This is a genomic window from Caballeronia pedi (assembly GCF_001544915.2).
Classification (GTDB): domain Bacteria; phylum Pseudomonadota; class Gammaproteobacteria; order Burkholderiales; family Burkholderiaceae; genus Caballeronia; species Caballeronia pedi.
The window spans coordinates 1-12,132 of the sequence record NZ_FCOE02000080.1 but is presented as its reverse complement, the minus strand read 5'-3'; the positions used below and the strand labels follow the sequence as shown (position 1 = coordinate 12,132).

The 12,132-nt window shown below is 59.3% G+C and carries 9 protein-coding genes; all 9 read left to right on the top strand.

The genetic code is table 11. The features are described from left to right. Positions 1-582: MFS transporter (locus tag AWB80_RS42020; RefSeq protein WP_143328277.1), on the top strand; the 582-nt coding region annotated here is incomplete at its 5' end. A gap of 323 nt (positions 583-905) precedes the next feature. Then, the gene (locus AWB80_RS42015; protein ID WP_061180495.1) at positions 906-2,570 is read left to right on the top strand and encodes an acetolactate synthase large subunit; all 1,665 of its coding nucleotides are present in this window, start codon (positions 906-908) and stop codon (positions 2,568-2,570) included. Next, the gene (locus AWB80_RS42010) at positions 2,567-3,694 is read left to right on the top strand and encodes a zinc-dependent alcohol dehydrogenase family protein (protein WP_061180494.1); all 1,128 of its coding nucleotides are present in this window, start codon (positions 2,567-2,569) and stop codon (positions 3,692-3,694) included. The genes AWB80_RS42015 and AWB80_RS42010 overlap by 4 nt, the downstream gene beginning before the upstream one ends. Next, positions 3,691-4,530, top strand: a complete 840-nt coding sequence (locus tag AWB80_RS42005) for a poly(R)-hydroxyalkanoic acid synthase subunit PhaE (RefSeq protein ID WP_061180493.1) — start codon at positions 3,691-3,693, stop codon at positions 4,528-4,530. Before AWB80_RS42010 ends, AWB80_RS42005 begins: the two co-directional genes overlap by 4 nt. A gap of 9 nt (positions 4,531-4,539) precedes the next feature. Continuing rightward, a complete protein-coding gene (gene phaC / locus AWB80_RS42000) occupies positions 4,540-5,655 on the top strand; it encodes a class III poly(R)-hydroxyalkanoic acid synthase subunit PhaC (protein WP_061180492.1) in 1,116 nt (371 codons plus the stop codon). 15 nt (positions 5,656-5,670) lie between these two features. Continuing rightward, entirely contained in the window at positions 5,671-6,540 is an 870-nt protein-coding gene (locus AWB80_RS41995) for an alpha/beta fold hydrolase (protein WP_087132094.1), read from the top strand. Between the two features lie 31 nt (positions 6,541-6,571). Then, a complete protein-coding gene (locus tag AWB80_RS41990) occupies positions 6,572-8,503 on the top strand; it encodes an acyl CoA:acetate/3-ketoacid CoA transferase (RefSeq protein WP_087132093.1) in 1,932 nt (643 codons plus the stop codon). Between the two features lie 60 nt (positions 8,504-8,563). Continuing rightward, positions 8,564-9,958 carry an aldehyde dehydrogenase family protein gene (locus AWB80_RS41985; protein WP_061180491.1) on the top strand — a complete coding sequence of 465 codons (1,395 nt, stop codon included), beginning with the start codon at positions 8,564-8,566 and terminating at the stop codon, positions 9,956-9,958. Positions 9,959-11,218: 1,260 nt separating this feature from the next. Continuing rightward, positions 11,219-12,132: AMP-binding protein (locus tag AWB80_RS41980; RefSeq protein ID WP_244207060.1), on the top strand; the 914-nt coding region annotated here is incomplete at its 3' end.

The following is a 12,132-nucleotide window of genomic DNA, read 5'->3' as shown; positions in this document are numbered from 1 at the left end:
AAGAACCTCGGCGCCGCACTGAAGGACACGCGCGTGCTGATCCTGACGGGCATTCAGTTTGGCTTCGTGCTGGGTTCCTACGGCATTGGCATCTGGCTGCCGACGATTCTCAAAGCACATGGCTTGAGCATCACCGCAATCAGCCTCGTCTCGACGGTTCCGTACATCTTCGCCACGGTTGCCATGCTGACGTGGGCACGGGCGGTCGACAAGAGCGGCAAGAAGATTCTGAATCTGTTGCTGACCTGTGTGTTCGCTGCCGTAGGCATGATCATCGCAGCACTGTTCCATCAGTTCTGGCCGGCGATGATCGGCATCACCATCGCAGTGATTGGCGTGACGACAGCGCGTGCGGTGTTCTGGAGCATTCCGACCCGTTTCCTCTCGGGAGCGGCTGCGGCCGGTGGCCTCGCCTTCATCAACTCGGTTGGTACGTTCGGCGGTTTCGCTGGCCCGTTCATGGTGGGTTGGCTCAAGGATGTCACCGGGTCGTTTGCGATGGGCATGCTCGGAATGGCTGGCATGTTGCTGCTGTCCACGGCACTGACCTTCTCTCTTCGGTTCTTCGTGAAAGACGAATGAGAGTCCGGGCCCACCAAGAGTTCCTGATGATGTGATTCGACTAGTCAAGGAGTGAGGAAGCACAGGCCCGCGCCCTCGCACAGTAGATGCATCGCGCAGGCAGACAAAACTTCAAACAAAACGCACTGTAAGTACTGCTGCGGTCGGCGCGTCAGATGTGCATCAGTCGATAGGCAAATGGAAATGAAACGGAGCCTCATCAGAACTGTGTGCGATGTGAGAAGCGCTCTCGTTGCGCCGGTTATGCAGTAAGAAAAGTTACATCAATGAGTTCGAGTGGGTGACCACCGCGACCGGTTTATCTGAAAATTAAGGAAGAGAACATGAAGGCGTCTGACCTGTTCGTACAAGCCCTGGAGAACGAGGGCGTTGATCGCATCTTTGCGGTTCCGGGTGAAGAAAACCTGGATGTTGTTGAATCGCTGCGCCGCTCGAGCATTGAGCTTGTCCTGACACGCCACGAGCAGACGGCTGCTTTCATGGCGGCCACCCATGGTCGACTTACTGGAAAGCCCGGCGTTTGCATGGCTACGCTCGGCCCCGGCGCATTGAATCTCGTCACGGGTGCGGCTTACGCACACCTCGGTGCCATGCCCATGATTTTGATCACCGGGCAAAAGCCGATCAAGACTGCGCGTCAGGCCCGCTTCCAGATTGTTGACATCGTCGCCACAATGAAGCCACTTACAAAGGCCTCGCGTCAAATCATCAGCGGCGTCAGCATCCCCACTGTGGTGCGTGAGGCCTTCCGACTTGCGCAGGACGAGAGGCCCGGACCGGTACATCTTGAACTGCCGGAAGATGTCGCCGGCGAAGAAGTGAGCGACGAATTAACGGTCATCCCGTTGCACCCCGTTGAATTGCCGGTCGCGCAGTTTGCCGCCATCGAGCGTGCTGCGGCGATGTTGAAAAGCGCGGAGCGGCCACTCGTCATGTTCGGGGCAGCTAGCAACCGTCCGCGACTGGTCGGTCAGTTGACGGACTTCATTCGGCGCACCGGAATCCCGTTTTTCAACACGCAAATGGGTAAGGGAACTGTCTCGGCGATCGGCAACGACGAAGCCACTCAATTGTGGATGGGCACTGCCGCCCTGAGTGAGCGCGACTATTTGCACGAGGCAATCGATCGTGCCGACGTTATCCTCTCGATTGGCCACGATACGGTCGAGAAACCGCCGTTCATCATGGGACCCAAGGGGCCTAAGGTTATTCACGTCGGTTACACCTCGGCCAACGTTGAACAGGTGTTTTTCCCCAACGCGGAGGTAGTGGGCGACTTGGGCATGAGCCTGACGCGTCTTGCCGATCTTGTTGAAGGTCAGCTTCCGAATGCAGGCACATTGGCCTCTTTGCGCGAAGGCATTCTCAAGCGGACCATGGACCGAGCCACAGAGTCGCGCTTTCCGTTGACGCCGCAGCGCATTGTCCATGATGTGCGTCAGGTCATGCCGGCGGATGGCATCGTGGCGCTTGACAACGGCATGTACAAAATCTGGTTCGCGCGCTGCTATCGCACGCGTAATGCCAACACGCTTCTGCTCGATAATGCCCTGGCCACGATGGGCGCCGGATTGCCCTCGGCAATGATGGCCTCGATTCTTCATCCCAAACGGCGCGTCATGGCGGTATGTGGAGATGGCGGGTTCATGATGAACTCGCAGGAGCTTGAGACCGCAGTTCGCATGAAGCTCAATCTGGTCGTTTTGATCATTCAGGACGACGCTTACGGGATGATCCGCTGGAAGCAAGCGGTCGACGATTTCGCCGATTGGGGTCTGAATTTTGGCAACCCCGACTTCGTAAAATATGCGGAGGCGTATGGCGCCAAGGGCCGGCGCGTCGAATCGGCAGACGGCCTCGTTCCGACGCTGGAGGCCGCGTTCGAGGAAGGTGGGGTGCAACTCGTGGTTGTGCCGGTCGATTATTCCGAGAACAGCCGTGTGCTCGTCGATGAACTTAAAAATCGCGTGAAGGAGGTGTCGCAATGAAGATCAGAGCGGCTGTTCTTCAGTCGATGGGCGCGACATCCCCCTATGCCGACTCTCGTCCGCTACACATTGAAGAGATCGACTTGGCGCGTCCGGGCCCCGACGAAGTGCTGATAAAGATTGCGGCAGCGGGACTCTGTCACTCCGATTTGTCGGTGATTAACGGTGACCGGCCACGTCCGATGCCCATGGCGCTCGGTCACGAGGCGGCTGGGGTCGTGCAGGAACTCGGCGCTGGCGTGACCGACCTGCAGGTGGGTGACCACGTCGTGGTGGTGTTTGTGCCGAGCTGCGGGCACTGCGCCCCTTGTGCTGAAGGTCGTCCGGCCCTGTGCGAGCCGGGCGCTGCGGCCAATGGCGCGGGCACTTTGCTCTCTGGTGAGCGTCGCCTCACCCGGGATGGTGAAGTGATCAATCATCACCTCGGATGTTCGGTGTTCGCAGAGTATGCGACAGTATCGCGCCGATCTATCATCAAGATCGATCCGAGCATCCCGCTCGACGAGGCGGCACTGTTTGGATGCGCGGTCCTCACCGGCGTTGGCGCCGTCGTCAATACGGCAAAGGTTCAAGTCGGTGCGTCGGTGGCCGTCATCGGTCTTGGCGGGGTTGGATTGGCGGCTCTGATTGGCGCTCATGCGGCCGGTGCCCGGCAGATCATTGCGATCGATCTGTCGGACGACAAACTCGAGCAGGCCAAGACCCTCGGCGCTACGCACACAGTCAACGCCGGACGCGAGGATGCACTCGAGTACATCCGCGAGTTGAGTTCAGGCGGTGTCGAATTTGCCTTCGAGTTTGCCGGCTCGATCCGCGCGCTGGATCTCGCGTACAACATCACGCGTCGCGGCGGCTCGACCGTCACCGCGGGGCTGCCGCCCTCGACCGCGCGCTGGCCCATGCCTGCAGTGAGCCTCGTCGCTGAGGAGCGCACGGTAAAGGGCAGCTACATCGGCACTTGCGTGCCGTCACGCGACATCCCGCGCTTTATCGACCTGTACAAGCAGGGTCGCTTGCCGGTCGACAAACTCCTCACGGGTCGATTGAAGCTCGACGAGATTAATTACGGCTTCGACCTGTTGCACGAGGGCAAGGCAATCCGCCAAGTGGTGGTGTTCGAATGAGCAACGACAACGCAAATTGGGCGGACGGATGGATCGCCATGCAGCAAGCGTTCCTGAAGTCAATGAGCTCAATTTCCCCGCCAGGTACATCGGATACGAAGACGGAAGACGCCAAGCCACCGATGCAGGAACAATTCTACGACTTGCAGGAAACATGGAAGGAGTCCATTGAGAAATGGGCCGGGTTCGTGCAGGACGGCGCGGGCCCCGGCGCCTGGACGCCCACGGCGTTGCGCGAAATGTTCTCCCCCGCGCGATGGAGCGGGCGCGGTGCCGGCGCATTTGACGCCGGCCTGCAGCAGGTCATCGAAGGTCCCAAATACGCGACGCTCTGGGACCTGGACCGGAAGGTGGCTGAACTGCAGCAAATGGCTATCGCGCGTGACAAGGCCGTGCTGGCCTATCAGGCGATCGTGCAGCGTGCGTGGAATACAGCGCTCGAGCGCTTCATGAAAACGGCGTCATCAGCCAAAGGGGAAACGCCTACCACGTGGCGCGGCCTGACCGACCGATGGCTGAAAGTCGCCAATGAGACGCTGATCGAGGCGCATCGGTCTGAGGAATTTGTTGTGGCTCAAACGCGGATGTTACGTGCAGCTTCCGACTACCGCTTAAAGGAACGCGCTCTCGCCGAATCGTGGTGTGACGCCTACCACGTCCCTACACGTACCGAGGTTGACGAAATTCAACGCACGGTGACCGAGCTGCGACGGCAGGTTCGGCTGCTCCAGCGGCAGAACGCGCCCCAGCAGCCAGTACCGGCTACGGCTACGGCTACGCCCGCCCGCCAGGGTCGCGGCGTTGCTCCGAAAGCCTCCCGCTCCATTCAATCCTGAGAGAACCGTATGGCAGCCGCCAAGAAATCGACCGCCGCACGGGCGCTCGCTGAATTCAGCGACTTCAATCTTAAGCTCGCCCGCGGACAGCAGATGCTCGACCGGATTAAAGACGAGCATGTCGAGATCGCCACCGCCGATAAGGAAGTGGTGTTCCATGAAGACAAGACGACGTTGTATCGCTACAAGCCGACGACTGCGCGCACGCTGGGGATACCTGTGCTCGTCGCGTACGGCCAGATTGGTCGCTACACCATGACCGATCTGCAGGAAGACCGCTCGATGCTGCGCAACCTGCTCGCGCTCGGCGTGGACGTCTATGCAGTGGATTGGGGCAGTCCTACTCGCAGCGATCGCTGGCTCACGTTCGAAGACTATGTCGACGTTTATCTGAACGACTGCGTGGAGTTCATTTGCCGTGAGCACAGCCTTCCCTCAATCAACCTGCTAGGCATCTGCGAGGGTGGCGTTTTCTCGTTGTGCTACGCGGCGCTTTATCCGGAACGAATCAAGAACCTCATCTTGACTATCACACCGGTCGATTTCCATCAGGATCAGGCGGAGGGCCGGGTCAACCACGGGTTGCTGAATCTCTGGACGCGCGGCATGAGTGAGGAAGACGTCGATCATCTGATCGAGGCGTATGGCAACTTGCCTGGCGAGCTTACAGGCTACGTCTTCTCGCAAATGACACCGGGGGCGACATTATCGAAGTACAACGTTGGTCTGCTCGACACCTTCGATGACGAAAAGAAGTTGCTGAACTTCCTGCGTATGGAAAAGTGGCTTGCCGATCGACCGCATCACCCGGGCGAGGCTGCCAAGCAGTTGCTGGTCAATCTCTACAAGAACAACGAGTTGATCCGCGGTGAGTTTCGACTGGGTGCCCGGAAAGTCGATCTATCAGACATTCGGATGCCCGTGCTGAACGTGTATGCGAAGGACGACCACATCATTCCGCCGAAGACGACGCAGGCGCTACGCGACGCTGTGGGCACTGACGACTATCAGGAGATCGGCCTGGATGGCGGCCATGTTGGCGTGTTCGTCAGTGGCAAGTCTCAGGGGGTACTCGGTAAGGGCATCGTCGAGTGGCTGCACGAGCGCGACGACGCGCTCGCCTGATCGGGACTCGATGTGATGCAACCACAGTTCAAGCAGGTCTCCGTAATCGGGCGAGGTGGATTTCACAAGCTGGCCTACGCCGAGTGGGGGCCGCCGACGGCCGAGCAAACCGTCGTCTGTGTGCATGGAGTATCGCGCACCGGTCGCGACTTCGACACGCTGGCAGCGGCGCTCGCGGCGAAGGGGATGCGTGTCATCGTGCCCGACCTTCCTGGGCGCGGACGCAGCGAATGGCTCGCGTCGCCTGGTCACTATACGGACCGAGCTTATGTGCGTGCGATGTCGACGCTGATTGCCCGACTTGATGTCGAGCAGGTGGATTGGGTTGGCACGTCCCTTGGCGGTCATATCGGCATGTTGATGGCTTCGGAACCGCGAACGCCGGTGCGACGTTTGGTGCTCAATGATTTCGGCGCGCGCGTCTCAGCCGCAGCATTGCGCAGAATCGGCAGCTATTTGACGCGTTCCTGGCGCTTCGCCTCGGTCGACGAAGTCGAGGCCCATCTGCGCGATGTTCACGCGCCATTTGGCAAGCTGAACGACGCTCAATGGCGTCACCTGGCGCAGCACAGCGCGGTATCAGATGGTGCAGGTGGATTTCGCTTTCACTTCGATCCGGGCATCGGCATGCGCTTCGCGATCCCGATCTTGCTGGACGTGATTCTGTGGCACGTCTGGGACAAGATCGATTGCCCGGTGCTCATCCTTCGCGGCGAAGACTCGGACTTGCTCGCACGAAGTACGGTGGAAACCATGCTCAAACGCGGCCCAGCTGCGGCCGACGGTCGCGTGATTGCGTTCGAGTTCCCCGATTGCGGTCACGCACCCGCATTGATGGATGAGGCGCAAATCGCCGTCATCAAGAACTATCTCTTAGCCGACTAGCCGATAGCCCGATTAGTGAATTGAGACTGCCATGATTCAAGACAAGGTCGTTACCGCCGACGAGGCTATCGCGTTGATACGCGATGGCGATGTCGTGAGCTGTTCAGGGTTCGTCGGCATCGGCACCCCCGAGGAACTGATTGCGGCGCTCGAGCGACGCTTCGTCGAGACAGAGGGGCCGCGTGATCTTACGCTCGTATTCGCAGCGGCGCCCGGTGACGGCAAAGAGCGTGGGCTCAATCGGCTTGCTCATGAGGGACTCGTCCAGCGCGCGATTGGGGGTCATTGGTCGCTTGTACCCAAGCTCGGGAAGCTGGCAACGGACAACCGCATTCAGGCGTACAACCTTCCGCTTGGCACGATTTCGCATCTCTACCGGGATTCGGCCGCTCACCGTGCTGGCACGCTCACCAAGGTCGGACTCGGTACGTTCGTCGATCCGAGGCAGAACGGCGGAAAGATCAACGCACGCACAACGGAAGACCTCGTGCGAGTGATGGACATCGACGGCGAGGAATGGCTCTTCTACAAGGCCTTCCCGATCAACGTCGCGTTGATTCGCGGCACCACGGCCGACGCGGAGGGCAATATCACGATGGAGCGCGAGGCACTGATGCTCGACGCTCAGGCCGCGGCCATGGCTGCACGAAATGCCAACGGTCTGGTCATCGCGCAGGTGGAGCGCATCGCATCGAGCGGCTCACTTGATGCACGCAGTGTGGTCGTTCCCGGCGTCCTTGTCGATTGCGTGGTGGTTGCACCCCCAGGAGCGCACAAGCAGACCTACGCGACCGACTACAACGCGGCATATGCGGGCGAGATCCGCGTGCCGGTGAACAAGATCCCCCCATTGGCGCTCGACGAGAGGAAGCTGATCGCGCGGCGCTGTGCTTTCGAGTTGCCGCTTGGCGGTGTGATCAACCTGGGAATCGGCATGCCAGAGGCGGTGGCAGCCGTCGCGGCCGAAGAACGCGTACTGGATCACCTGACGTTGACCGCTGAACCGGGTGTGATTGGCGGCATGCCTCAGGGTGGACTGGACTTCGGCGCTGGCATCAACACGCAGGCGCTCCTGCATCAGAACCAGCAGTTCGACTTCTACGACGGTGGTGGACTCGACCTCGCGTGTCTTGGCATGGCTGAAATCGACCGCGCTGGCAACGTCAATGTCAGCCGGTTCGGTTCCCGTCTCGCTGGCTCAGGCGGGTTCATCAACATCAGTCAGAACGCACGTCGACTTGTATTTGCGGGAACGTTTACCGCAGGAGGGATCGCAACATCAGTCGAGGGCGGTCAGATGCGCATCGTCAGCGAAGGGCGAACGCGAAAGTTCGTCGAATCGGTCGAGCAGATTACCTTCAGCGGCCCGCTAGCGGCAGCGAAGGGGCAGTCGGTCCTCTATGTCACCGAGCGCTGCGTTTTCAAGCTTCAACCGGAAGGCCTGCAGCTGATTGAAGTAGCACCCGGTATCGACATCGAGCGGGACGTGCTCGCCCACATGGCGTTTCGACCCATCATAGGTGAGGTGGGGCTGATGGACCCGCGCATCTATCGAACCAAGCCCATGGGTCTCGCGGGCGTGTTGCAAGACTTGCAATTGGCCGATCGACTCAGTTACGACGCCGACCGCAACATCCTCTTTGCTAACTTTGAAGGGATGGCAATCCGTAGCGCCGAAGACGTCGAATGCGTACGCCGCGTGTTCGATGCGCTATGTACCAAGGTTGGTCGAAGAGTCGCGCTGATCGTCAACTACGACGGATTCCGACTCGACGAGTCGCAGGCAGACGAATATTTTGAGATGGTAGCCGACCTACAGGCTAGGCATTACTCGACCACCACGCGGTATACCACTAGTGCCTTCATGCGGGCAAAGCTGGGTGAGGCGCTGTTCTCGCGCCACGCTGCGGCGCACGTCTTTGAAACACACGCCGAAGCCACAGAATTTCTCCGTACACGATAGCACCTCGCTCGAATTCATAGCGAGGAGTACCTTTTATGTATTACGCATTGGAGCATCCATATGGCTCACGCCGTCAATCCGCAAGAGGCAGCGGTATCGTTGAATCCGGCAACAGGTGAAGAGATTCGCCGCTACCCTTACGAAGACGAGGCGGATCTGAACCGCGCGCTGAGATTGATGGAGGCAGGTTTCGAGCAGTGGCGTGCGAGTTCGGCAGATGTTCGTGCGCAGACTTTGTCGAATATGGCCGCTGCGCTCCGTCGTAATCTTGAGCCGCTCGCGCTCATCGCAACTCGGGAAATGGGCAAGCCTATTTCGCAGTCGCGAGCGGAAGTCGAAAAGTGCGCGGCCGTTTGCGACTGGTACGCCGAGCACGGTCCGGCGATGCTCGCCGACGAAAGAACATCAGTGGCAGACGATAAGGCGTATGTCTCGTACCTTCCAATCGGCGGTGTTCTTGCCGTGATGCCGTGGAACTTCCCTTACTGGCAGGTCATGAGGGGAGCTATTCCCATCATCCTAGCCGGCAATGCGTACGTGCTGAAACATGCTCCAAACGTCATGGGATGCGCGTACGCGCTCAAAGAGATATGGGCGGAGGCCGCCCTACCTGACGGCGTTTTTTCAGTGGCTAACGTCTCCAACGAACTTGTTTCGAAAGCGATTCTGGATCGGCGCATCGCTGCTGTGACCGTGACCGGCAGCGTTCGTGCTGGGTCCGCAATTGCCGCGCAGGCGGGCGCGGCGCTCAAAAAATCGGTTCTGGAACTGGGAGGCTCAGATCCCTTCATCGTTTTGGCGGACGCTGATCTGGAAGGTGCCGTTCGCGCTGCAGTGGTCGGGCGGTTTCAGAACACCGGCCAAGTGTGTATTGCCGCCAAGCGCATTATCCTTGAACGGCCGATTCAGCAAGCGTTCACTGAGCGGTTCATGGCCGCGGTGCAGGAGCTGAAAGTCGGCGACCCAGAGGAGGCGGATAGCTACTTCGGTCCAATGGCGAGGTATGACCTGCGGGACGAACTCCACGGTCAGGTCCGCGCCACGACTGAACAAGGCGCGAAGGTTTTGATGGGCGGTGCCAAACTCGATGGCCCGGGAAATTTCTACGCGCCAACGATATTGTCAGAAGTCGTCCCTGGCATGGTCGCTTTTGACCAGGAAATATTTGGGCCCGTCGCCTCTTTGATCTCTGCAGACAATGCGTCACATGCAATCGAGCTCGCGAACGCAAGCGAGTTTGGTTTGAGCGGCGCGATCTGGACTGGCGATGATAGTAACGCGAGGGCTTTTGCTCGTGAGATTCAAACCGGCGGAATTTTTGTGAATGGGTTCTCCGCGTCCGATCCGCGCGTTCCAATCGGTGGAGTTAAGAAAAGCGGCTACGGTCGAGAACTTTCGCATTTTGGAATGCGTGAATTTATGAACGCACAAACCGTATGGTTCGACCGAGTCTAGGCTGCGCCCAGAAAAGCGGTTCTGTACGACAATCCATCGAAACAACTTCAGGTCAAAATGAACGCACATACCTATCCGGTCGCTGGCGCATCTGTTACCTCATCCGCTGCAGATTCGCAAAGCGTCGCCAATTCATATGCGAAAGCTCGCCGTGCAAGTGCTTATGCGAAGTTACTTGAGGGCCCAATTGGATCCTTGGCTGGCCAGGCAATGGACCGACCGGATGTGCAGTCAGTCGCCATTCTCGGATACAACTGACTCTCAGTTCTAACATGGACCGACGGCGAAACGCCGTCGGTCCTGTCGAAACCAAAAAGACGCTTGCGTCACGCCTAAACGCTAAAGCAGCGTACATGCGAAGCGCTTTGTCGAGTTACGTAAAGCCAGGCGCATCTTTCGATCGTCGAGCTAAAGTTGTAGCGCTTGATTCAGCACCGCAGGAATCGCCACGATTGACCCGATTGCGCCGCTTCGACGGATTTTGAATCATCGCGGAAGAGTCGGGGTTGGAGGCAGGGAGTACGCGCGTGACGATTTGCTGTGCGACCGCGAAGGTCATTCACGCGGGACCGACATTTTGAAGAAGATAAACGCATGCCAATCGTGTCCCGCCCGAGCTTTTTCTCGCCGTATCGCGCCGGAGAAATGTACTTAAAAAGCCGCCTGGTCATCGAATTGGACATGGGCTTTCACACTGATTTTCATCAGCAGTCGCAACATGCCTATTTCGCACATGCTGGCATGTTGATCACTGGAAGACTACTCGCGCCCTGCAGCCGAAGAGCGGTTCAAAGCGGGCGACCACGGATAGGGCCGTTGAGCTTCGGCGAATGGCGGTCGGTGACGCAACTCGTTCGTGCAAATGGTGGTGTAACCGTGTGCCAGGTTGACGTCGATGCTCTGGCAGGTTGTTCTGAATGCAATTTAAAAGAGAAGATGGATACCGAGCGATTCGGGCTCGCTGCGCGATTTGCGATAGAGGCTGGCTTCGATGGGATGGAACTTTGCTTATCGGATGCCGCCGCCCCACAAGATGCATACGTTGGATCCGCTAAAAGCGCACAGGCGGCTTTTAAAACCGAGCTGGGAACGGCGACTCGGCTAGTCGAAATCGCGCGGCGCGTGAGCCACGAGTGGGGGAGCGGCGGTCGCGTTGGAGTCCGGATCCCGAACGCGATCGAATCAGCGATGGCTTTCGCGGCGAGCATGGCAAGCTCTGATGCCACAGACTTTCTGTCTGCGTTTGAAGACTTGAGATTGATGTACCTGCGGATCGGAGAGCCTTCGGGCGACATGCAGCGCGAATCGCGCTTGTTCCCGCCATCTCAGAAGACGTCGGCCAATGCTGCAATCTCCGGCATGGACGCCTACAAGGCGCTGGTAGCGGAAGCAGAGCGCGATTACGAAGGCTTCTGGGCCCGCCTCGCACGCGAGACGCTTGCCTGGCACAAGCCGTTCACCAAGGTGCTGGATGAATCGAAAGCGCCTTTCTGTACGTGGTTCGAGGACGGCGAGCTGAACGCGTCGTACAACTGTCTGGACCGTCACGTCGAAGCGGGCCGCGGCAACGAAAACGCGATCATCTTCGAAGCCGACGACGGCGCCGTCACCAACGTCACCTATCAGGACCTGCTCGGACGCGTCTCGCGCCTCGCCAACGCGCTCAAAAAGCGCGGCGTGAAGAAGGGCGACCGCGTCGTGATCTATCTGCCGATGTCGGTGGAAGGCGTGGTCGCGATGCAGGCATGCGCGCGCATCGGTGCGACCCATTCGGTCGTGTTCGGCGGCTTCTCGTCGAAATCGCTCAACGAGCGTCTCGTCGATGTCGGCGCGGTCGCGCTCATCACCGCCGACGAACAGATGCGCGGCGGCAAGGCATTGCCGCTGAAGAGCATCGCCGACGAAGCGCTCGCCGCAGGCGGCTGCGAGAAAGTGAAGGATGTCATCGTGTATCGGCGCACGGGCGGGAAGGTCGCGTGGGCCGAAGGGCGCGACGTGTGGCTGCACGAGATCGTCGAGAATGAATCGACGAAGTGCGAACCGGAGTGGGTCGGCGCGGAGCATCCGCTTTTCATCCTCTACACGTCGGGCTCGACGGGCAAGCCGAAGGGCGTGCAGCACAGCACGGCGGGCGTGTTGCTGTGGGGCGCGCAGACGATGAAGTGGACCTTCGA

What these genes read in the sequence shown, in the direction of transcription:
- AWB80_RS41985 (WP_061180491.1), top strand. Translation starts at nt 8,564, where the DNA reads ATGGCTCACGCCGTCAATCCGCAAGAGGCAGCGGTATCGTTGAATCCG.
- phaC (WP_061180492.1), top strand. Translation starts at nt 4,540, where the DNA reads ATGGCAGCCGCCAAGAAATCGACCGCCGCACGGGCGCTCGCTGAATTC.
- AWB80_RS42005 (WP_061180493.1), top strand. Translation starts at nt 3,691, where the DNA reads ATGAGCAACGACAACGCAAATTGGGCGGACGGATGGATCGCCATGCAG.
- AWB80_RS42015 (WP_061180495.1), top strand. Translation starts at nt 906, where the DNA reads ATGAAGGCGTCTGACCTGTTCGTACAAGCCCTGGAGAACGAGGGCGTT.
- AWB80_RS41995 (WP_087132094.1), top strand. Translation starts at nt 5,671, where the DNA reads ATGCAACCACAGTTCAAGCAGGTCTCCGTAATCGGGCGAGGTGGATTT.
- AWB80_RS41990 (WP_087132093.1), top strand. Translation starts at nt 6,572, where the DNA reads ATGATTCAAGACAAGGTCGTTACCGCCGACGAGGCTATCGCGTTGATA.
- AWB80_RS42010 (WP_061180494.1), top strand. Translation starts at nt 2,567, where the DNA reads ATGAAGATCAGAGCGGCTGTTCTTCAGTCGATGGGCGCGACATCCCCC.